Here is a 23,789-nt window from a genome sequence, read left to right as displayed (position 1 = left end):
AGGCCCACGACATCCCCTGGCACTTTGGCATATTCGGCGGTTGTGCCTGTGCGGGAAAACGCCTAGCTTAGGCGCATTCAGGCCTTTACCCGTGATGAGTGTCCCGACTTGACTCCACTGCCCAATGCCAAGCTGTCGTCCGCCCTGTTGCTGTTCGCGACGGTTTTGCTGAGTGCTGCGGCGCAGGCCGAGGTGGTGCGGGAAGTGAAGATCGGGGCGGCGCATTTCCCGCCCTACACCGTGCGCCCGGAGCAGGGTGCCGATACCGGCCTGCTGCCGCAGCTGGTGGAATCGCTCAATCGTTCGCAGTCCCTGTACCGTTTCGTCCTGGTGCCCACCTCGATTCCCCGGCGTTTCGGCGATTTCCAGCAGGGCCGCACCGACATGGCGATCTTCGAGAATCCGCAGTGGGGCTGGCAGGAGATCGAGCACAAGGCGGTGGATATGGGGCTGGAGGATGCCGAGATCTTCGTCAGTCGCCAGCAGGCCGGGCGTGACCAGCATTACTTCGACGACCTCGAGGGCAAGCGCCTGGCGCTGTTCAATGGCTATCACTACGCCTTCGCCGATTTCAACGCGGACCCGGCCTGGTTGAAGAAGCGCTACCGTGCCACGCTGACTTATTCCCACGACAGCAACCTGAACATGGTCGAGCGTGGGCGTGCCGACATCGCCCTGGTCACCCGCTCGTACCTCAGCGACTTCCTCCAGCGCAACCCGGACAGCGCCGGCCAGTTGTTGGCGTCGCAACGGGTCGATCAGGTCTACCATCACTACGCGCTGCTGCGCCCGGGTGCGGCCATCAGCCCCGAGGCCTTCGCCAGCCTGTTGCGCCAGCTGCGGGAAAATGGCGAACTGCTGCGCATCTTCAAGCCCTACAAGATCACCGTCGAAGCGCCGCACGACTAAATTTCGGCGAAGTTGCCGCGTATTCAGTAATGAGCGTGCAGGATTCTGCAGTGCCCGAGGCAAACGCGTGCTCCTGTGGGAGCGGCTTCAGCCGCGAACACCGGCGCAGCCGGTGCCAGGCGCCGCGTTGGATTCTTCGCGGGTAAACCCGCTCCCACAGGGTCCAGCAGAATCGATGGAGAACAACTCAGCCCAGGCGACTGCTCTTGCGGCAATGGATCAGCGCATCGCGGATCATGAAGTTGACCAGCGTCGGCGACACCCCCAGCTCCTTGGCGATGTCCTTCTGTGGCACGCCATGCAGGCGGTACATCTCGAAGGCGTAGCGGGTCCGCTTGGGCAGCTCGTCGAGGGCGTCGGCGATGTGTTCCAGCGCGGCGAGATTGATGTGGGTGGCTTCGGGCGAGGCATTCTGGATGACCACGTTCATCCCTTCCTCTTCGCTGCCGGTGTACTTCAGCTCCATGGCCTGCTTGCGGTAGTGATCGATGGCCAGGTTGCGCACGATCTGGAACAGGTAGCTCAGCTGGGCCTTGAAGGAAGAGGTGATCTGCGGGGCGGCGCTGAGCCTGAAGAAGGCGTCCTGCACCACGTCCTCGGCACGGGAGCGGCAGCCGGTGATACGGGCCGCGATCTTCACCAGGATGCTGCGGTTGTCGACGAATGCCTGGAGTAATGGTGAATCGCACTTACTTGTGGATAGTTGTTCCGCCATGGAAATCACCTTGTCTCGAAGAGGAGTGGGAGCGCATCCCTGAGGGAGGCTTCCTACGACGTGCGACAAACTATGCGTAATGATAATGATTGTCAAATACGAAAGTTAATGAGTTTTGATCCATTTTGGTTCTAAGCTCCAGGCTGTGAACGGCTTCACTCCATCCCTCTGCGCCCGGCCTTCCCGGGCCGTCCGACGGGCCTAATTTCTTCCCCGGCCCATCCGTTCCCCTGTGTACATCTCGGCTGCCGAACACTGCCCGCCTGTCGTGCGCGGGCCAGTCAGGCGCGACTCACCCAGACACTGGCAGGAACATTCCATGACGGACGCCTTCGAACTCCCGCACTCGCTGGTCCAGGCCCTGGCGCAGCGCGCCGCCCAGACCCCTGAGCGCATTGCCTTGCGCTTCCTGGCCGACGCGCCCGGCGAGCAGGCGGTGCTCAGCTACCGGGACCTCGACCAACGCGCGCGGACCATCGCCGCGGCGTTGCAGGCCCGGGCCGGGTTCGGCGAGCGTGCCGTGCTGCTGTTCCCCAGCGGCCCGGACTATGTCGCGGCCTTCTTCGGCTGCCTGTATGCCGGGGTGATCGCCGTGCCGGCCTATCCGCCGGAGTCTTCGCGTCAGCATCATCAGGAGCGCCTGCTGTCGATCATCGACGACGCCGAGCCGCGCCTGCTGCTGACGGTAGAAGCGCTGTGTGACAGTTTGCAGGGCCTCGAAGCCCTGGCAGGGGCCAACGCCCCGGGCCTGCTGGCAGTGGATCGCCTGGACCCGCAGTTGGCCGGGCAGTGGCGCGAGCCTGAGCTCAAAGGCAATGACATCGCCTTCCTGCAGTACACCTCCGGCTCCACCGCGCTGCCCAAGGGCGTGCAGGTCAGCCATGGCAACCTGGTGGCCAACGAGCAACTGATCCGCCAGGGCTTCGGCATCGACCTGAACCCGGACGACGTGATCGTCAGCTGGCTGCCGCTGTACCACGACATGGGCCTGATCGGCGGCCTGTTGCAGCCGATCTTCAGTGGCGTGCCCTGCGTGCTGATGTCGCCGGGCTACTTCCTCGCCCGGCCGCTGCGCTGGCTGCAGGCGATCAGCGAATACGGCGGCACCATCAGCGGCGGCCCGGACTTCGCCTACCGCCTGTGCAGCGAGCGGGTCAGCGAGGCCGCAATCGCCGGCCTGGACCTGAGCCGCTGGCGCGTGGCCTATTCCGGTTCCGAGCCGATCCGCCAGGACAGCCTCGACACCTTCGCCGAAAAATTTGCCGCCTGTGGCTTCGACGCCAGCAGTTTCTTCGCCAGCTACGGCCTGGCCGAGGCCACCCTGTTCGTCAGCGGCAGCCGCCGTGGCCAGGGCATCGGCGCCCTGGAACTGGATGCCGAGGCCTTCGCCGCCAACCGTGCCGAGCCGGGCAAGGGCAGCGTGCTGATGAGCTGCGGCTATCCGCAGCCGGGCCACGCGGTGCGCATCGTCGAGCCGCAACAGCTGCAGGTGCTGGCTGACAACCAGGTGGGCGAGATATGGGCCGGTGGCCCGAGCGTCGCCCTGGGTTACTGGCGCAACCCCGAAGCCAGCGCCCGTACCTTCGTCGAGATGGACGGCCAGACCTGGCTGCGCACCGGCGACCTGGGCTTCATGCGCGACGGCGAGGTGTTCGTCACCGGGCGCCTGAAGGACATGCTCATCGTCCGTGGCCAGAACATCTACCCGCAGGACCTGGAAAAGACCCTGGAGCGTGAGGTCGAGGTGCTGCGCAAGGGGCGTGTGGCGGTATTCGCCGTCGACGACCAGGGCGAGGAAGGCATTGGCGTGGCGGTGGAGATCAGCCGCAACGTGCAGAAGGCGCACACGCCCGAGGCGCTGATCAACACCCTGCGCCGGGTCATCGCCGACGCCTGCCGCCAGGCGCCGGCCGTGGTCCTGCTGCTCAACCCCGGCGCGCTGCCCAAGACCTCCAGCGGCAAGCTGCAGCGCTCGGCCTGCCGCCTGCGCATGAACGACGGCAGCCTGGATATCTATGCGCGGTTCCCGACGGCGCAAACGGAGCAGGGTAATGGCGAGGCTGGGGACGACCTGCAGGCACGGATCGCTGGCATCTGGCGTGAGCTGCTCAAGGTCGAATCGGTGGCGGCGGACGATCACTTCCTGCTGCTGGGCGGCAACTCCATCGCCGCCACCCAGGTGACCGCGCGCCTGGGCGACGAGCTGGGCCTGCAACTGAGCCTGCGCACCCTGTTCGAAGCGCCGACCCTGGCCGAGTACAGCGCCGCCGTGGCGGCCATTGTCGCCGAAGGCGGCACCTCAGCGGGCGTTATCCGCAACCAGGACCGCGACCAGGCGTTGCCGCAGTCACTGGCACAAAATCGCCTGTGGCTGTTGTGGCAACTGGAGCCGCAGTCCGCCGCCTACAACATCCCCGCCGGCCTGCACCTGCGCGGCGAGCTTGACGAGGCGGCGCTGCAGGCGAGCTTCCAGGCACTGGTCGCCCGCCATGAATCCTTGCGCACGCTGTTCGACGAGGTCGACGGCCAGGCCGTGCAGCGCATCCTGCCGGCCCCGTCGTTCACCCTGCGCCATCTGGACCTCGAAGGGCTGTCGCCCGCCGAGGTGGCCGCGCGCCGTGAGGACGAGGCGCAGCAGCCGTTCGACCTGCGCCAGGGCCCGCTGCTGCGGGTGACCCTGGCGCGCCTGGACGACGAAGAGCACCAGCTGTGGGTGACCCTGCACCACATCGTCGCCGACGGCTGGTCGCTGAATATCCTGCTGGATGAGTTCGCCCGCCTGTACGCCGCCCAAGGCCAGGCCGTGCAACTGCCCGAACTGACGCTCGGCTACGCCGACTACGGCCAGTGGCAGCGCCAGTGGCTGGCCGACGGCGAGAGCGCCCGTCAGCTCGACTACTGGAAGAACACATTAGGTGATGAACTGCCGGTGCTCGACCTGTGCACCGACCAGCCCCGCGCCAGCCAGCAGCACACCCGCGCCGCGCGCCACAGCCTCAAGGTGCCGACTGCGCTGACCAGCGCCCTCAAGGGCCTGGCCCGCGACCAGCAGGCCAGCCTGTTCATGGTCCTGCTGGCCGGCTGGCAGGCCCTGCTGCACCGCTACAGCGGCCAGGGCGACATCCGCGTCGGCGTGCCCAACGCCAACCGCCCGCGCCTGGAAACCCAGGGCATGGTGGGCTTTTTCATCAACACCCAGGTGCTGCGCGCCGAACTCGACGGCCGCCTGCCGTTCGCCGGGCTGCTGGCCCAGGCGCGCCAGGCTACCCTGGAAGCCCAGGCCCATCAGGACCTGCCGTTCGAGCAACTGCTCGAAGCGCTGCCGCAGGCCCGTGAACAGGGCCTGTTCCAGGTCATGTTCAACCACCAGCAGCGCGACCTGTCGGCCCTGCGCCGCCTGCCCGGGCTGCTGGCCGAAGAGTTGCCGTGGCACAGCCGCGAGGCCAAGTTCGACCTGCAGCTGCACAGCGAGGAAGACCACCAGGGCCGCCTGACGCTGGCCTTCGACTACGCCGCCGGGTTGTTCGAGGCGGCCACCGTCAAGCGCCTGGCCAGCCATCTGCTGGCCTTGCTCGAGCAGGTCTGCGCCGAGCCGCAACTGGCCCTCGGCGAGGTGCGCCTGCTCGACGAGCAGGGCCGCGCGCAACTGCTCGGCTGGGGGCAGGCGCCGATGGCGAGCGCGCCGCGGCTGCTGGTCGAGCAACTCAATGAACAGGCCCGCCTGACCCCCGAGCACACCGCGCTGGTGTGGGAGGGCGGCCAGCTCAGCCATGCCGAGTTGCACCAGCAGGCCAACCGCCTGGCCCATTACCTGCGCGACAAGGGCGTCGGCCCGGACACCTGCGTGGCCATTGCCCTCGAGCGTTCGCCGCAGTTGCTGGTCGGTCTGCTGGCCATTCTCAAGGCCGGCGCCGCCTATGTGCCGCTGGACACCGACTACCCGGCCGAGCGCCTGGCCTACATGCTGGCCGACTGCAAGGCCGGCCTGCTGCTCAGCCACGCCAGCCTGCTCGACAAGCTGCCGCAGGTGGACGGCGTCAGCGCCATCGCCCTTGATCAGCTGCACCTGGACAGCTGGCCGAGCCAGGCCCCGGGCCTGCACCTGCACGGCGACAACCTTGCCTACGTGATCTACACCTCCGGCTCCACCGGCCAGCCCAAGGGCGTGGGCAACACCCACGCGGCCTTGGCCGAACGCTTGCAGTGGATGCAGCAAACCTACGCGCTGGACGCCAGCGACGTGCTGATGCAGAAGGCACCGATCAGCTTCGACGTGTCGGTGTGGGAGTGCTTCTGGCCGCTGGTCACCGGTTGCCAGCTGGTGCTGGCCGGCCCCGGCGAGCACCGTGACCCGCAGCGCATCGCCCAGCTGATCCAGCAACACGGGGTGACCACGCTGCACTTCGTGCCGCCGCTGTTGCAGGTGTTTGTCCAGGAGCCGCTGGCCGCTGGCTGCACCAGCCTGCGCCGGCTGTTCTCCGGTGGCGAGGCGCTGTCTGCGGCCTTGCGTGACCGCGTGCTGCAACTGCTGCCGCAAGTGCAACTGCACAACCGCTACGGCCCGACCGAAACCGCCATCAACGTCACCCATTGGCACTGCCAGGCGAGTGATGGCGAACGCTCGCCCATCGGCCGCCCGCTGGGCAACGTGCTGTGCCGGGTGCTGGACGACGAATTCGAGTTGAGCGCGCCGGGCGTGCCCGGCGAGCTGTGCCTGGGGGGCGCGGGCCTGGCCCGTGGCTACCTCGGCCGCCCGGGGCTGACCGCCGAGCGTTTCGTGCCCCAGCCCGATGGCGACGGCGCGCGCCTGTACCGCAGTGGCGACCGTGCCCGCTGGCATGTGCAGAGCCAGGCCCTGGAGTACCTGGGCCGCCTCGACCAGCAGGTGAAGGTGCGCGGTTTCCGCGTCGAGCCCGAGGAAGTGCAGGCGGTGCTGCTGGCCCAGCCGGGTGTTGCCCAGGCCCTGGTGCTGATTCACCAGGACGCCGTTGGCGCCCAACTGGTGGGTTACTACAGTGGCATCGAGCAGAGCGACGCGCTGCTGGCCGCGCTGGCGGAGTGCCTGCCGGCCTACATGGTGCCGGCCCAGCTCATCCACCTGGCGCAGATGCCCCTGGGGCCGAGCGGCAAGGTCGACCGCAGGGCGCTGCCGGCGCCGGTCTGGCAGCAACGTGAGCATGTCGAGCCGCAAAGCGCGCTGCAGCAGCAGGTCGCGGCGATCTGGCGCGAGGTGCTGAACCTTCCGCAGGTTGGCCTGCAGGACGATTTCTTCGCCCTCGGCGGCCACTCGCTGCTGGCCACCCAGATCGTCTCGCGTACCCGCCAGGCGCTGGATGTCGAGCTACCGCTCAAGGCCCTGTTCGACGCCAGCGAACTGGGCGCGTTCTGCGCCGAGATCGCCCGCCTGCAAGGCAGCGGCGAGCGTAACCGGCAAGGCGTCATCGCCCGTGTCGACCGCCGCCAGGCCGTGCCACTGTCGTACTCGCAGCAGCGCATGTGGTTCCTCTGGCAGATGGACCCGCACAGCCCCGCCTACAACGTCGGCGGCATGGCCCGCTTCCAGGGACCGCTGCACGTGGACGCCTTCGAGCGTGCCCTGCAGGCGCTGATCGTGCGCCATGAAACCCTGCGCACCACCTTCCCCAGCATCGACGGCAAGCCGTACCAGTGCGTGGCCGATGACAGCCACCTGCAACTGCACTGGCACGACTTCAGCGCCCTGGCCGACGAGGCCCGCCAGCAACGTCTGCAGCAACTGGCCGACGACCAGGCGCACCAGCCGTTCGACCTGGAGCGTGGCCCGCTGCTGCGTGCCTGCCTGGTCAAGGCCGGCGAGCGCGAGCACTACTTCGTCCTGACCTTGCATCACATCGTCACCGAAGGCTGGGCCATGGACATCTTCGCCCGTGAACTGGGCGAGCTGTACGAGGCTTTCGTCGACGAGCGCGAGTCGCCGCTGGCGCCGCTGCCGGTGCAGTACCTCGACTACAGCGTCTGGCAGCGCCAGTGGCTGGAAGGCGGCGAGGGCGCCCGTCAGCTGGCCTACTGGAAAGACCGTCTGGGCGAGGAGCATCCGGTGCTGGCGCTGCCGGCCGACCGTCCGCGCCCGGCGGTGCAGAGCCACCAGGGTGAACTCTACCGCTTCGACCTGGATCCGGCGCTGGTCAAGCGCGTGCATGCCTTCAACAGCCAGCGCGGCCTGACCCTGTTCATGACCATGACCGCCACCCTGGCCACGCTGCTGCACCGCTACAGCGGCCAGCGCGACCTGCGCATCGGCGCGCCGGTGGCCAACCGCATCCGTCCGGAAAGCGAAGGGCTGATCGGCGCCTTCCTCAACACCCAGGTGCTGCGCTGCGAGCTGGACGGGCAGATGAGCGCCGGCGCGTTGCTCGACCAGGTGCGCCAGACCATCATCGACGGCCAGTCGCATCAGGACCTGCCGTTCGAGCAACTGGTCGAGGCCCTGCAGCCGCCGCGTTCGAGCGCCTACAACCCGCTGTTCCAGGTGATGTGCAACGTGCAGCGCTGGGCCTTCCAGCAGAGCCGTGAGCTGGTGGGCATGCAGGTGGACTACCTGGTCAACGACGCCAGCGCCACCAAGTTCGACCTGTACCTGGAGGTCACCGACCTCGATGGCCGCCTGGGCTGCTGCTTCACCTACAGCCGCGACCTGTTCGACGAACCGCGTATCGCCCGCATGGCCGAGCACTGGCAGCAACTGCTGGTGGCGTTGATCGACGACCCGCAACAGCGCCTGTGCGAACTGCCGATGCTGGCCGAGGCCGAACAGCAGGTGCTGATCGGTCAGCTCCAGGGCGAGCAGGACTTCGAGCTGAACCAGACGCTGCACGGGTTGTTCGCCGCCCAGGCCGAGCGTACCCCGCATGCCCTGGCCCTGACCTTTGCCGGCCAGCACCTGAGCTACGCCGAGCTCGACCAGCAGGCCAATCGCCTGGCCCGCGCCCTGCGCGAGCGCGGCGTAGGCCCGCAGGTGCGGGTAGGCCTGGCGCTGGAGCGCTCGCTGGAGATGGTGGTGGGCCTGCTGGCCATTCTCAAGGCCGGTGGCGCCTACGTGCCGCTGGATCCGGAATACCCGCTCGACCGCCTGCGCTACATGATCGAGGACAGCCGCCTTGGCCTGCTGATCGGCCAGCGGGCGCTGCTCGACACCCTGGGCGAACTGCCGCCAGGTGTCGCGCGCTGGAGCCTGGAGGACGATGCCGCGAGCCTGTCCGCCTACAGCGACGCCGCCCTGGACAACCTCAACCTGACGCAGCACCAGGCTTATCTGATCTACACCTCCGGCTCCACCGGCAAGCCCAAGGGCGTGGTGGTCAGCCACGGTGAAATCGCCATGCACTGCAAGGCGGTGATCGCCGAGTTCGGCATGCGCAGCGACGACTGCGAGCTGCATTTCTATTCGATCAACTTCGACGCCGCCAGCGAACGCCTGCTGGTACCGCTGCTGTGCGGCGCCCGCGTGGTGCTGCGCGCCCAGGGCCAATGGGGCGCCGAGGAAATCTGCCAGCTGGTACGTGAACAGCAGGTCAGCGTGCTCGGCTTCACCCCGAGCTACGGCAGCCAGCTGGCCCAGTACCTGGCCGGGCAGGGCGAGCAGTTGCCGGTGCGCCTGGTGATCACCGGTGGCGAGGCGCTGACCGGCGAACACCTGCTGCGCATCCGCCAGGCTTTTGCCCCGCAACAGTTCTTCAACGCCTATGGCCCGACCGAGACCGTGGTCATGCCGCTGGCGTGCCTGGCGCCGGACACGCTGCCCGTCGATGCCGGCAGCGTGCCGATCGGCCGGGTGATCGGCGCCCGCACCGCCTATATCCTCGACGACGACCTGGCCCTGTTGCCGCAGGGTGGCATCGGTGAGCTGTACGTGGGCGGCGCGGGCCTGGCCCAGGGGTATCACGACCGCCCAGGCCTGAGCGCCGAGCGCTTCGTCGCCGACCCGTTCAGCCATGACGGTGGCCGCCTGTATCGCACCGGCGACCTGGTGCGCCTGCGCGCCGATGGCCTGGTGGAATATGTCGGGCGTGCCGACCAGCAGGTGAAGATCCGCGGCTTCCGTATCGAGCTGGGCGAGATCGAGAGCCGCCTGCAGGAGCACGCCGACGTCGAGGAGGCGGTGGTCCTGGCCCTCGACCTGCCGGGCGGCAAGCAGCTGGTGGGCTACCTGGTGTGCCCGCAGGCCGGCGCCGACGCCGAGGCCCAGGCCCTGCTGCGCGAGGCGGTCAAGGCCGATGCCCGCCAGCATCTGCCGGACTACATGGTGCCGGCGCACCTGGTGCTGCTCGACAGCTTGCCACTGATGGGCAACGGCAAGCTCGACCGCCGCGCGCTGCCGGCGCCGGACCTGGAGCAGGCGCGCCAACTCTACCAGGCCCCGGCCAATGAGCTGGAAAGCCAGCTGGCGCAGGTCTGGCGCGAAGTGCTCAACCAGTCGCGCATCGGCGTGCAGGACAATTTCTTCGAACTGGGCGGCGACTCGATCCTGTCGATCCAGGTAGTCAGCCGGGCCCGTCAGCTGGGGTTGCAGTTCACCCCGCGCGACCTGTTCCAGCACCAGACCATCCAGACCCTGGCGGCCGTGGTGACCCGCAGCGAGGCGCCGAGCAGCATCGAGCAGGGCGCGCGCGAGGGCCACAGCGGCCTGACGCCGATCCAGCACTGGTTCTTCGACAGCGAAGTGCCGCAACCGCAGCACTGGAACCAGGCGGTGCTGCTGCAGGCGCGCCAGCCATTGCAGGCTGAGGCGCTGGAGCAGGCCCTGGCCGCGCTGGTCGAGCACCACGACAGCCTGCGGCTGCGCTTCGACCAGGCCAACGGCCGCTGGCGGGGCGAGTACGCCCAGCAGAGCGCCCAGCCGTTGCTGTGGACCGCGACGGTGACCGACTTCGAGGACTGCCAGGCGCTCTATACCGATGTGCAGCGCAGCCTCGACCTTGCCGAGGGGCCGCTGCTGCGTGCCTTGCTGGTCAGCGACGGCCAGGGTGCCCAGCGCCTGCTGCTGGCCATCCATCACCTGGTGGTCGATGGTGTGTCCTGGCGCGTCCTGCTGGAAGACCTGCAGGCGCTGTACCGCGGTGAAACGCTGGCTGCCAAGACCCATGCCATGGGCGACTGGGCGGCGCGCCTGGCCAGCTATGCCGGCAGCGATTCGCTGCGCGACGAGCTGGGCTGGTGGGAAGGCCAACTGGGTAGCGCCCGCCGCGAACTGCCCTGCGATCATCCCCAGGGTGGCAACCTGCACCGCCATGCCCGCAGCATCGCCATCGAACTGGACGTCGAACAGACCCGTCAGCTGCTGCAACAGGCGCCGGCGGCCTACCACACCCAGGTCAACGACCTGCTGCTGACCGCCCTGGCGCGCACCCTGTGCCAGTGGAGCGGCGACCAACAGGTGTTGGTGCAACTGGAGGGCCATGGCCGCGACGGCTTGTTCGAGGACATGGACCTGACCCGCAGTGTCGGCTGGTTCACCAATGCCTACCCGCTGAGCTTGAGCCCGCAGATGGGTGAGGGCGAATCGGCCCGTGCCGGCTCGATCAAGCGCATCAAGGAGCAGCTGCGCCAGGTGCCGCACAAGGGGCTGGGTTATGGCGTGCTGCGTTACCTGGCCGACGAGGCCGGGCGCGAACGCATGGCCGCGCTGCCCCAGGCGCGCATCACCTTCAATTACCTGGGCCAGTTCGACCAGCAGTTCGACCAGGCGGCGTTGTTCCAGCCGCTGGACGCCCCCGCAGGCCTGGCCCATGACCTCGACGCGCCGCTGCCGAACTGGCTGAGCGTCGATGGCCAGGTGTACGGCGGCGCGCTGCAACTGCGCTGGAGCTTCAGCGCCGAGCGTTACGACGAAGCGACCATTGCCCGTCTGGCCGAAGCCTACCGCCAGGAACTGCTGGCCCTGGTCGGCCACTGCCTGGTGGACGGCAACGGCAGCTTCACGCCGTCGGACTTCCCGCTGGCGCAACTGACCCAGGAGCAGATCGACGCGCTGCCGATCCCGGTCGCCGAGATCGAGGACGTCTACCCGCTGACGCCGATGCAGGAAGGCCTGCTGCTACACACCCTGCTCGAGCCGGGCACCGGCATCTATTACATGCAGGACCGCTACCGCATCAACAGTGCCCTCGACCCCGAGCGCTTCGCCCAGGCCTGGCAGGCCGTGGTGGCGCGCCACGAGGCGTTGCGTGCGTCGTTCAGCTGGAACGCCGGCGAAGCGATGCTGCAGATCATCCACAAGCCCGGCAAGACCCCGGTGGACTACCAGGACTGGCGCGGCCTCGACGAGACCGCCCAGGAAGCGCGCCTGCAGGCCCTGCACAAGCAGGAGCGCGAGGCCGGATTCGAACTGCTGCGCGAAGCGCCGTTCCACCTGCGCCTGGTGCGCGTCGACGACGCACGCTACTGGTTCATGATGAGCAACCACCACATTCTCATCGATGCCTGGTGCCGCTCGCTGCTGATGAACGACTTCTTCGAGATCTACCAGGCCCTGGGCGAAGGGCGCCAGGCCCAGCTGCCGGTGCCGCCGCGCTACCGTGACTATATCGGCTGGCTGCAGCGCCAGGACCTCGACGAGGCGCGCCAGTGGTGGCAGGCCAACCTGGCCGGCTTCGAGCGGGCCACGGCGATCCCCAGCGACCGACCGCTGCGCCACGATCACGCCGGTGACGGCATGGTAGTGGGTGATTGCTACACCCGCCTCGAGGTGAGCGAGGGCGCGCGCCTGCGCGAACTGGCCCAGGCCCATCAGCTGACGGTCAACACCTTCGCCCAGGCGGCCTGGGCGCTGACCCTGGCCCGTTACAGCGGCGACCGCGACGTGGTGTTCGGCGTCACCGTGGCCGGGCGCCCGGTGAGCCTGCCGCAGATGCAGCGCACGGTCGGCCTGTTCATCAACAGCATCGCCCTGCGCGTGCAGATGCCGCAGCCCGGCGAGCGGCGCAGCGTGCGTGACTGGCTGCAAGGCCTGCTCGACCGCAACATGCAGCTGCGCGAGTACGAGTACCTGCCGTTGGTGGCGATCCAGGAGTGCAGCGAGCTGCCCAAGGGCCAACCGCTGTTCGACAGCCTGTTCGTGTTCGAGAACGCCCCGGTGGAAACCGCCGTACTCGACCACGCCCAGCACCTGGACGCCAGCTCCGACTCGGGCCGCACCCACACCAACTTCCCGCTGACCGCGGTGTGCTACCCGGGCGATGACCTGGGCCTGCACCTGTCGTTCGACCAGCGTTACTTCGACTACTCGACCGTCGAGCGCCTGCTCGCCGAGTTCAAGCGCCTGCTGCTGGCGCTGGTCGAGGGCTTCAATGGCGAGGTGGATGAGCTGGCGCTGCTGGGTGCCGACGAGCAGCGCTTCCTGCTCGAGGACTGCAATCGCACCGAGCACAGCTACGCCCTGGAGCAGAGCTACGTCGAGCTGTTCGAGGCGCGGGTCGCCGCGCACCCGCAGCGCACCGTCGCCCGCTGCGAGGCGGCCGCTTACGACTATGCGGGCCTGAACGTGGCGGCCAACCGCCTCGGCCATGCCCTGGTCGCGGCCGGCGTGGCCATCGACCAGCCGGTGGCGCTGCTGGCCGAGCGCGGCCTGGCGCTGTTGGGCATGATCGTCGGCAGCTTCAAGGCCGGCGCCGGCTACCTGCCGCTGGATCCGGGCCTGCCGTCCGCGCGCTTGCAACGCATCGTCGAGCTCAGCCGCACGCCGGTGCTGGTGTGCAGCGCGGCCTGCGCCGAGCAGGCGCGCCAGCTGCTCGACGAAGTGGCGGGCGCGGCGCGGCCGAAGCTGCTGGTCTGGGAAGAGGTGCAGGCGAGCAACGTGGCCAGCCACAACCCCGGCATCCACAGCGCGCCGGACAACCTCGCCTACGTGATCTACACCTCCGGGTCCACCGGCCTGCCCAAGGGCGTGATGGTCGAGCAGCGCGGCATGCTCAACAACCAGCTGAGCAAGGTGCCGTACCTGGCCCTGGACGAGCAGGACGTGATCGCCCAGACCGCCTCGCAGAGCTTCGACATCTCGGTGTGGCAGTTCCTCGCCGCGCCGCTGTTCGGGGCCAAGGTGCAGATCGTGCCGAACGCCATCGCCCATGACCCGCAAGGCCTGCTGAGCCATGTGCAGGCCACCGGCATCACCGTGCTGGAGAGCGTGCCGTCGCTGATCCAGGGCATGCTGGCCAACGACCACCAGGCCCTCGACGGCCTGCGCTGGATGCTGCCGACCGGCGAGGCGATGCCGCCCGAGCTGGCTGCCCAGTGGCTGCAGCGCTACCCGGCCATCGGCCTGGTCAACGCCTATGGCCCGGCGGAGTGTTCGGATGACGTGGCGTTCTTCCGCGTCGATGCCGCCTCGACCCAGGGCAGCTACCTGCCGATCGGCACGCCGACCGACAACAACCGTCTGTACCTGCTCGGCGAGGACCAGACCCTGGTGCCGCTGGGCGCGGTGGGTGAACTGTGCGTCGCCGGTACCGGTGTGGGCCGTGGCTATGTCGGCGATCCGCTGCGCACGGCGCAGGCTTTCATCCCGCACCCGTACGGTGCGCCGGGCGAGCGTCTGTACCGCACCGGCGACCTGGCCCGGCGTCGTCCGGACGGCGTGCTGGAGTACGTCGGGCGTATCGACCATCAGGTGAAGATCCGCGGCTACCGCATCGAACTGGGCGAGATCGAGGCACGCCTGCACGAGCAAACCGAACTGCGCGATGCCGCGGTGGGCGTGCAGGAAGGCGTCAACGGCAAGCACCTGGTCGGCTACCTGGTGGCGCACCAGGGCGTCGCCGCCGACGCCGCGCTGCTCGACCAGCTCAAGCAGCGCCTGCGCGCCGAACTGCCGGAGTACATGGTGCCGCTGCACTGGGGCTGGTTCGACAGCCTGCCGCACAACGCCAACGGCAAGCTCGACCGCAAGGCGCTGCCGGCCATCGAGATCGGCGGCCAGCACAGCCAGGCTTACCTGGCGCCGCGCGACGAGCTGGAGCAGACCCTCGCCGGCATCTGGGCCGATGTGCTCAAGGCCGAACGGGTGGGCGTGCGCGACAACTTCTTCGAGCTGGGCGGGCATTCGCTGCTGGCGACACAGATCGCCTCGCGGGTGCAGAAGGCCCTGCAGTTGAACGTGCCGCTGCGGGCGATGTTCGAGTGCAGCACGGTGCAAGAGCTGGCGGACTATGTGCGCGGGCTGCAGGACAGCGCGCTGGATGACGCCAAGGTCGATCGGTTGAGCGACCTGATGGCGGAGCTGGAGGCGTTGTAACTGCATTGCCTTCAGCGCGGGGCGTGCCTGTTCCCACAGGATCAGGCAGGCCCCGCGCTGACGCGCCGATGTGGCGTATGGCCACCCTGTAATCCTCACCCTTGCCGGTGCTACGCTGCACACAGTGCGCAAGGATTTCACGGGTTTCATGGACGATAGCCTGCATGCCGCCCGCATGGGCGATCTCATACTTCATCCCCCGCTGATGGCCGAGCTGGTCAGTGGCCTGGTCGAGGCCGCCGTCTATGCGGCGGCGGTCGCCGCGGTCGGTGCCGCCATTGGTGGCGCGGTGGTCGCGGTGGTCGGTACCGGCGGTGCCGCCGCCGTGCTCACGCCGTTGATCGCCGGGGTCATGGTCAGTGCCGCCGCCATGCTGCCGGCCGGTGAAGACAAGAGCATTGGCGACCATATCAGCGACTTCAGCAACTGGGTCGGCAATTCGCTGTTTCCGCCCGAGCCGTACGGCTCGATCAGCAGTGGCTCGCACAATACCCGCATCAACGGCATCCTCGCGGCGCGCGCCGCCGGGGTGAGTGGTGGCCCGGTCGAGGCGCCGGGCCCAGCCGATGAACCGTCGATCCTCGAAAACATCGGGGCCTACGCCATGGTTGGCGCCTCGATGGTATTGCCGGTGATCGGCTTGGCGCAGGAGATCAACAGCATCTTCAACCCGCCGGTGACCACGCCAGCCGCGCCCGGATCGATTCCCAAGCCCGAGGACAAGGCGGTCTGCAGCAAGCACCCTCCAATGCCCGAACAGTTCGTTGCCCAAGGCTCGGACAAGGTGTTCATCAATGGCCAGCCGGCAGCGCGGGTCGGAGACAAGACCACCTGCGACGGGCCGATCGGCATGACCTATTCGCCCAATGTGCGCATCGGTGGCGGCACCACCACCGTGCGCGACATCCACGACGGCAAGAGCGCTGCGGCGAAAATCATTGGTCTGATTGCCGGGATGCTCATCAGTCGCCGGGGCATGCTCAAGGGTCGCCGCTGCGGGGTGGGCAACCCGGTGGCTCCAGCCATGGGCAGCAAATTCCAGGATGGCCCCGAGGATGTGGATTTCAAACTCGCGGCGCTGGTCCCGATCACTTGGGCGCGGCGCTATGACAGCAACGACCGACGTAGCGATGGCCTGTTCGGCATAGGTTGGAGTGTGCCCTACGAAGTGCGCCTGGAGCGTGTCGCGCACCCTGAGGGGGGCGAGTTGTGGATCTACGTCGATGATGAGGGCGCCAGGCTGGAGCTCGGGCGTCTGCAGGTCGGCAGTGCCTTCGTCAGCATTCTCGATGGCCTGGCGTTTTTTCATCAGGACAACGGCTTCACCATCGTCGAGGACATCAACAGCGGGTTGTACCAGGTGTTCCATACCGATCCATTGGACAGTCGGCGGTCGCGCCTGGTCAAGGTCGGTGATCGTAACCTCAATTGCCTGGAGCTGTTCTACGACGAACAAGGCCGATTGCAGTTCCTCGGCGACAGCTCGGCCCGGATCTTCATCGAACTGCGCTTTGCCGACGGGCAACCGCGCCGGGTAGCCGAGATACACAGATTGTACTTGCGGGCCGGTCGGGCCTTTGCCGTCGAGCAGCGCGAATGCCTGGCGCAGTATCGCTACACCTCGGCAGGGCAATTGGAGGTTGTCGCCGATGCCGAAGGGCAATTGCTGAGGCAGTTTACCTACACCGACCAAGGGTTGCTGGCCAGCCATACGCTGCCCATGGGGGCTACGCGGTACTACGAGTGGGCCCGCTTCACGCCACCGCCGGCGCGCCAACCGTGCAGTCTGGATGGCACGCCTTACGCCATGCCCGCGCTGTTGGAGCTACAGCCCGAGCATGAATGGCGCGTGGTTCGGCACTGGGGCAGCGACGGCGAGGACTATCGCTTCATCTATGACCTGGAGCATGGCCATACCCAGGTCATCGATGGCCTGGGGCGTGAGGAGCACTATCACTGGGGCGCGCTGAACGAGGTCCACACCTACATCGATGCGCTGGGATATTGCTGGCGGCACGACTATGTCGATGGCCTGTTGCGGCGCACCCTCGATCCACAAGGTGGCGAGTGGTCCTATAGCTACGATGCGCTCGGGCGTGTGGTTGCCACTGCCGACCCGTTGGGGCGTCGTGAAAGCATCGGTTACACCGAACATTGGGCCTTGCCCACCCGTATCGTCGACGGAGCAGGGCATGAGCGTCGTTATACCTATGATGCTCGGGGCAACCTGTTGTCCGAGGTCGATCCGCTCGGGCAACTGACACGTTACGACCACGATCGTCAGGGACGTATGGTGCGTAGTGTCGATGCCATAGGCAAGGAACGTTCGTTCAAGTGGAACGGGCGTGGCCAGCTGACTGCCTCACGCGATTGCTCGGGGCAACAGACTCACTATCGTTACGACCTGCGTGGGCACCTGAGCGAGGTGCACAATGCCGAGGGCGGCGCCACGCGCTATCGTTTCAATGTGCGTGGCCATCTGCAGCAGCGCGAATTGGCCGATGGCCGGGTCGAGCACTATCAGATCGATGCTGCCGGTCAGTTGGCCCGCCATGTCGACCCAGCGCAGCGCATGACCCAATGGCAATATGACGGCAGCGGTCGACTGCTGCAGCGTACTGATGCACTGGGGCACACTGTGCGGTTGCACTGGGATGCCTACGGCCGCTTGCAGCAGTTGGAAAACGAGAACGGCGAGCACTATCGCTTCCAGTGGGATGCGCTAGACCGGTTGGTTGGTCAGCGTAACCTCGATGGTGGCGGTTTCAGTCTGCTTTATGATGCCCTGGATGCGATCACCCAACGCACCGTGCATCCATGCCGCGAAGCGGAGCCCGTGTTGCCGGGCAGCCCGGATGAGCCCGAAGTGTTTGCACAGGTTCACCACCATGAACACGATGCGGTCGGTCGTCTGCTGTGCAAGCGGACCGACGATGGCGAGACGACCTACCGCTACGATGCTGCTGACAATCTGCTGGCGATCCATTTCACTCACCGTAGTGGGCAGGTCCAGCAGTTGGACTTCACCTACGACGCCATGGGGCGATTGCTGAGCGAAAGCCAGGGTCCAGGGCAACTCGGTTACACCTATGATCCCCTAGGTAACCTGCAGACCTTGACGCTGCCTGACTCCCGCCGGATCAACTACCTGTGCTATGGCAGCGGACATCTGCACCAGATCAATCTCGACGGGCGGGTGATCAGCGACTTCGAGCGCGATGCGTTACACGACGAGGTCTTGCGCAGCCAGGGTGCATTGCTTACCAGAACCCGTTATGACAGTACGCGGCGCCTGCTGCGCAAGGCTGTGGAATATCAGGATGGCGAGCGCACCCGCATGCCCTTGCTGCAGAAGGACTATGAGTACGATGCGGCGGACAACCTTGTCGGCGAGGTACTGACCCAGACCCAGCGCGCTGGTAGCGGGCTGGGGGTGGAGCTTGAGCATCTGGTCGGTCGTTTCCAGGCCGGTGCCGGTGGGCGTGGCAGCTACCAGGGGCGCATTGGTTATGACTACGGGCCCACCGAGCGAATCCATGGCGCGTCACGCCAGTTGCCTCAGCAACAGCCGATGGTCGAGCACTTTGGCTACGACCTTGCCGGCAACCTGCTGGAGGGATATCAGGTCAACGGTCGGGTACGGCACAACCGGGTCAAGGTGTTCCAAGATAGACGCTATCGCTACGACCGCTTTGGTCGGCTCGAGGAGAAGCGCTCCGGCAATCGTCTGCTCCAGCGCTTTGAATACGATGCAGAGCATCGGCTGGTCTGTATCCGCCAGCGGCGTGGGCCGCTTCGCGAACGGATCGAGTTTGCTTACGACCCCTTGGGCAGGCGCATCGACAAACGAGTCTACCGTGACGACCTGGACGCGCCGGTCAGTCGAACCGAGTTTCAGTGGCAAGGCCTGCGTCTGTTGCGAGAAGTTCAGGACGGCAAACCGAGTCTCTATCTGTACGCAGACGCGGCGGGACATGAGCCGCTGGCCAGGGTAGATGGGGTGCCTGGGCATGAGCAGGTTTTCCACTTCCATTCGAATCTGGTCGGCCTGGTAGAGCAACTGACCGACGAACACGGGATAACTGCCTGGCAAGGGCAGCACCAGGTATGGGGCAACAACTGCGAGGAATGGCATGCGCCGGAGCAGGTCAGTCGGCAGAATGTGCGTTTTCAGGGGCAGTATCTGGATCGGGAAACTGGGCTGCACTACAACACATTCAGATTTTATGACCCGGATATCGGGCGATTTACCCAGCAAGACCCGATAGGCTTGAGGGGTGGGATCAACCTCTATCAATATGCGCCCAATCCTCTGTCATGGATCGATCCGTTAGGCTTGGAGGTGGTGCGTGTTTATCATTACACGAGCAAGGAAGGTTATAAGGGAATCATGGGGACAGGCGTGATTAATCAAAGTGACCCTGGCGCCAGGGGGCGAGGCGCTATTCAAGGCAAGCCCAAAGGTGTCTACGTGACGACACTAACGCCTGAGGAAATGGAGAGCACCAATGTAAGAGGTAAAATGGGGCTGACCAAAGAGAAAAGTACCCATTTTGTTTCATTTGAAGTTGATAGCGGGAAAGTTAAAAAAGTGGATCGGCAGAATGCTTATCTAAGGCTCTACATACAAGAAGATATTCAGCTCCGGGACGCTAATAGAAGACTTCGTGCTGATGTCAGTCACGGTGCTTCCGGATGCAAGCTATAGGAGACAGTGGGATGGCTGATTGGTCGGGTGTCATGTATGGCTTCTATACCGATACGTCGCTGGAACTGGGGCTCGCGGCATTGATGGAAAAAGCAGCACGTTTGGGGTTTCAGTCACAGCAGGAGTGCATTCGGGGAGAGGAGTTTGTTCTTTTCTATAAAGATGAGGGGATGCTGAAGGCCCACCTTGAGCAAGGTTACAACCTGGGGGCGACGGGCGAGGGGTGCTTTGGCGTTGAGGCAAAGCCAGCAGCGTTGAACGGGATCGCTACGCTATTCGAGTTTGAAGGTGATTCGGATTTCGAACCCTACGATATCAATTTGCGCTTCAATCGAATTTTTTACTATGTATTGGTGTTGCCGGACAGTGTCGATGAATCAGATTTCTGCCGGCGTATACACACTATGTTTTCCGAGACCTTGATGGATTGAACCACGATCAAGGTCGAGGGTGAAGCGGGCGTATCAATGAGCCTGAAAAGGACGGCTCCGGCCTGGCGACCGTAACTCCTTGTCCACGACTGTTTGGTCGGCTGAAGGAGAACCGCCGCCTGGATACACGCTACTGCAAGCTGGAGGAAAGCTCTGCTGCAATGGTCATGCGGGCTTGCTGGCGGCGGTGTCTACGACATGACTTTGCGTACAGTGCCCAAGCGAACGCAAAGCGCTCTGCGACCTATCAGGATCGCTGGGCTTGATGCGCTATCTGCTGGTTGGTTACGACAGCCATGTCGGGGTATTCGCCAGAGGCTATCGTTGCACCTTCAGATAGACTGCGGTTTAACGCTTGCCGAGTATCCTCCCCAGCATCTCCGGCCGCGGCGCCCCTTGCTGGCTCTGCAACTGCCCCTGCTCATCCTGATAGAAGATCGCCGGGGTGGCGGCCAGGCCCAGTTCTTCCATCAGGGCCAGATTCGCCTCGAGCTTCTTCTGAACCGCCTCCGGCACCTTGTCCAGTGCCTTGAGCGTGCTGGCCTTGCCGGCCTTCTCATGTTCCTGCAAGGCCTTGGCCGGGTCCTTGGCGGCGAGCAGCGCGGCGGACTTGCCCGGGCTGTCCTCGCGGATGATGCCGACCATGATGTGACGCAGCTGGACCTTGCCCGACTCGACCCAGGGCCGGGCCTGCTGCCAGAACATGTTGCAATAGGGGCAGTTTGGGTCGCTGAACAGGTAGACAGTGCGTGGCGCGTCCACCTTGCCGTCCTGGATCCAGGCAGTGTTTTCCATCTTCGCCCAGACCGCCTTGCTCATCGGTGCGTACACCAGCTTTTCCAGCGGCTCGGCGCTGAGGTCCTTGCCTTGTTCGTCGAACAGGCTGCCCACCAGCACGTGCTTGCCGTCGGGCGTCAGGTACAGGGCGATGCCGTTGTTGTGGTACTCGGCGGCGTAGCCACGCAGGCCGTTGGGAGCGTCGAAGCTGCCCTTGATCACGGCGCCCTTGGCCTGCAGTTGCTGGATCGCCTTGGGTAGCTCTTCGGCGTGCAGCGGGGGCGCAGCGAGCAGGGTGAGGGTCAGGGGCAGCAGTGCATTCAGTCGCATGTCAGTTTCCTTGTGGGGCGGGCGCATCGGCGCGTTCGAAGGGTTCCAGGGCGTGGCGCAGGCTGGCGCGCGAAAGTTCGCCCAGGTGGCTGCCGACCAGCCGCCCTTCGGCGTTGTAGAACAGGGTGGTGGGCAGGGCCATGGAGCCGACCTTGCGGGCCAGCTCGCCGGTGCCGTCGAACAGCACGTGGGACAGGGTCAGGCCGGTGGTGGCCATGAAGGTGCTGACGTTCTCCGGGGTTTCTCCCTGGTTGACGAACAGGAAGGTCACGTGGGGGTAGTCGTCCTCGGCCTGTTGCAGCACCGGCATCTCGCGGCGGCAGGGCGGGCACCAGGTGGCCCAGATGTTGATCACCAGCGGCCGTCCACGGTAACTGTGCAGGGCCACCGCCTGGCCACGGTTGTCGCGCAGGCTCATGTCCGGCAGTTCGGTACCCTTGCTGTAGAGGTGGCTGGCCAGGCTGCCGAGGCCCCAGAACAGCGCGCCGCTGAACAACGCCCAGCCCAGGGGGCGGCGCAGACCGGGGCGCCGCCAGCCCTGCCACAGGGTGCCGAGGACGATGCCCAGCAGGCCGCCCCAGAGCAGGAAGCCACCGTCGCGGATGTCGATGACCTGCAGCGGGTCGTCGCGGTACATCGGCCAGTAGGCCAGGACGAAGCCCAGGCGGGCGAACAGCAATCCCAGCAGGAACAGGTTGAACAGCGCCGACTCCGGGTTCTCGCCGCCGCGCCTGGCCACTCGCCAGCCGATCAGGCTGGCGATGCCCAGCGCCGCGAGCAGCAGCAGGTGGTTCAGGGCCATGGTCAGCGGCCCGAGGGTGACGGTCAGCATCAGCCTTGGCTCCTGGTCTGGGCCCAGTGTTGCAGGAAGCCGGCGGCATCGATCTCGCCGGTGATGCGGCGGGCGCGGCGCTCGTCGCCTTCCGGGCCGATCCAGATCAGGCTGGGCGGGCCTGGCACCTGGTAACGCTGCAGCAGCTCGCGGCTGGCTGGGGAGTCGGCGGTCACATCCAGGCGCAGCAGGTGCACGCCGGCCAGGCTGGCCTGGACATCGCCACGGCCGAACACCTGCTTTTCCATGACCTTGCACGACACGCACCAGTCGGCATAGTAGTCCACCAGCACCCACTGGCCTCGGGCCTTGGCAGCGTCGAGTTCACGTTGCAGGTCGGCCGGCGCGCTCACGGTGACGAAGGCGTCGTGGGCGTTGGCCGAGGATGCCGCCGTGCTCTTGCCGGCGAAGGGCTGCAGGGGTTGCCACAGGTCGTTGCCCCCTGCCGCGGCGCCCACCAGCAGCAGGCCACCCCACAGGGCGCCGAGCAGGGGAATGGCGCGCAAGGCGGGCAGGCGCTGCAGGGCCGGCCAGGCGGCCCAGCCCAGGGCGATCAGCCAGGCGCCGGCCAGGGCCAGCACCAGGGTTTGCGCCAGCAGGCCACGCACGGTGTACAGGGCCATGGCCAGGAACACGAAGCCGAACAAGCCCTTGACCAGGTTCATCCAGGCACCCGGGCGTGGCAGGTAGCGGTTGCCCAGGGTCACCAGCAACAGCAGGGGCACGCCCATGCCCAGCCCGAGGGTGAACAGCACCAGCGCGCCTTGCAGCACGTCGCCGCTCTGGGCGATGAACAGCAGGGCGCCGGCCAGCGGCGCGGTCATGCACGGGCCCAGCAGCGGGCCCGACAGGGCGCCCAGCAGTGCCGCACCGTACAGGTTGCCGCCACGGGTGCCTTGTCCGGCGCGGTCCAGGCGGTCGCGCAGGGCGGCCGGCAATTGCAGTTCGAAGGCGCCGAACATCGGCAGGGCCAGGAGCACGAACAGGCCGGCCAGGCTGCCCAGCAACCAGGGCTGTTGCAGCCAGGCCTGCAGGCTTGCGCCCAGCAGCGCGGCGATCACGCCGAGGGCGGCGTAGACCAGTGCCATGCTCAGCACATAGACGCCGGCCAGCCACCAGCCGCGCCGGGCACTGGCGCCATTGCCCATGACCAATCCGGCGAGGATCGGCAGCATCGGCAGCGAGCACGGGGTGAAGGCCAGCAGCAGGCCCAGGCCGAAGAATGCCAGCAGGCTCCAGGCCAGGCTGTCCTGTTGCAGGGTACCGGCCAGGGCCTGGTCGCTGGCCTGGTCGGCAGCGGCGGGTGGCGCAGCGCTGCCGCCCAGGGCGATTGGCGTGGTCTGCGGCGGGTAGCACAGGCCGGCGTCGGCGCAGCCTTGCCAGCCCAGGCGCAGCTCACCGCTGGCGTTGGCCGGGAGCAATAGCTCAAGCTCGGTGCGGTAGACCGCGCTGTCGCCGAAGAATTCGTCGTGGTGGTTTTCGGCCTGGGGCAGCGACGGGTGCTGCTCGGGAGGCAGGCCGTCGAACTTCAGGCGCTTCTGGTAGAGGTAGTAACCGTCCTTGATCTGGAAATGCAGGCGCATCTGGCCGTTTTCCAGGCGGTCGTGGGTCAGGACGAAGGCCTCGTTGACCGGCAGGAAGTCCGGCTTTACCGCAAAGGGGTTGGCCTGGAGAGGGCCGGCGAGCAGGAATGTCAGGAAGAGCAGGAGAACACGCATGTCGACGCCTTGGCAGAGCTTTGAAGAGGGCCATGCTGGCCTTGGCTTATTAACTGAAGGTTAAGTTGGTCTTAGGACCAGGCCTTTAAAGGTGTTCGCCAT

Annotated in this window: 8 protein-coding genes and 1 pseudogene; 5 read left to right on the top strand and 4 right to left on the bottom strand. The window is 66.4% G+C overall.

Translation table 11 applies throughout. The features are described 5' to 3' along the window. Nucleotides 1-108 precede the first annotated feature (108 nt). Nucleotides 109-909 (top strand): substrate-binding periplasmic protein, encoded by an 801-nt coding sequence (locus LU671_RS20910; RefSeq protein ID WP_203651775.1) that lies wholly within the window; start codon nt 109-111, stop codon nt 907-909. 187 nt (nt 910-1,096) lie between these two features. Here the strand turns inward: LU671_RS20910 and LU671_RS20905 are convergent, their stop codons facing one another. Continuing rightward, on the bottom strand, nt 1,097-1,624 hold the full coding sequence (locus LU671_RS20905; RefSeq protein ID WP_203651777.1) for an RNA polymerase factor sigma-70: 528 nt from the start codon (nt 1,622-1,624) through the stop codon (nt 1,097-1,099). A gap of 319 nt (nt 1,625-1,943) precedes the next feature. Here LU671_RS20905 and LU671_RS20900 point away from each other — a divergent pair, with 319 nt between their 5' ends. From LU671_RS20900 to LU671_RS20885, 4 genes and pseudogenes are all read left to right on the top strand, one after another. After that, nucleotides 1,944-14,891, top strand: coding sequence for a non-ribosomal peptide synthetase (locus tag LU671_RS20900; RefSeq protein ID WP_232856757.1), 12,948 nt, complete (start codon nt 1,944-1,946; stop codon nt 14,889-14,891). A 148-nt stretch (nt 14,892-15,039) separates the two neighbouring features. Next, on the top strand, nt 15,040-19,599 hold the full coding sequence (locus LU671_RS20895) for an RHS repeat-associated core domain-containing protein (RefSeq protein ID WP_232856756.1): 4,560 nt from the start codon (nt 15,040-15,042) through the stop codon (nt 19,597-19,599). An 11-nt stretch (nt 19,600-19,610) separates the two neighbouring features. Beyond that, on the top strand, nt 19,611-20,030 hold the full coding sequence (locus LU671_RS20890) for a hypothetical protein (protein ID WP_203651781.1): 420 nt from the start codon (nt 19,611-19,613) through the stop codon (nt 20,028-20,030). 86 nt (nt 20,031-20,116) lie between these two features. Beyond that, a pseudogene (locus LU671_RS20885) lies at nt 20,117-20,296 on the top strand (hypothetical protein); the annotation flags it as partial. An 82-nt stretch (nt 20,297-20,378) separates the two neighbouring features. Here the strand turns inward: LU671_RS20885 and dsbG are convergent. Genes dsbG through dsbD form a run of 3 tightly spaced genes read right to left on the bottom strand, consistent with a single transcriptional unit; the run spans nt 20,379 to nt 23,687 of the window. Continuing rightward, the gene (gene dsbG, locus LU671_RS20880; RefSeq protein WP_232856755.1) at nt 20,379-21,137 is read right to left on the bottom strand and encodes a thiol:disulfide interchange protein DsbG; all 759 of its coding nucleotides are present in this window, start codon (nt 21,135-21,137) and stop codon (nt 20,379-20,381) included. Nucleotide 21,138: 1 nt separating this feature from the next. Further along, nucleotides 21,139-21,969 carry a TlpA family protein disulfide reductase gene (locus LU671_RS20875; RefSeq protein WP_232856754.1) on the bottom strand — a complete coding sequence of 277 codons (831 nt, stop codon included), beginning with the start codon at nt 21,967-21,969 and terminating at the stop codon, nt 21,139-21,141. Then, nucleotides 21,969-23,687, bottom strand: a complete 1,719-nt coding sequence (gene dsbD / locus LU671_RS20870; RefSeq protein ID WP_232856753.1) for a protein-disulfide reductase DsbD — start codon at nt 23,685-23,687, stop codon at nt 21,969-21,971. Before dsbD ends, LU671_RS20875 begins: the two co-directional genes overlap by 1 nt. Nucleotides 23,688-23,789: the final 102 nt, after the last annotated feature.

The organism is Pseudomonas sp. NMI760_13, from assembly GCF_021283245.1.
In the GTDB taxonomy this organism is placed as follows: Bacteria; Pseudomonadota; Gammaproteobacteria; order Pseudomonadales; family Pseudomonadaceae; genus Aquipseudomonas; species Aquipseudomonas peradeniyensis.
The sequence above is the reverse complement of the archived record's forward strand: the minus strand, read 5'-3'. Positions and strand labels throughout refer to the sequence as shown.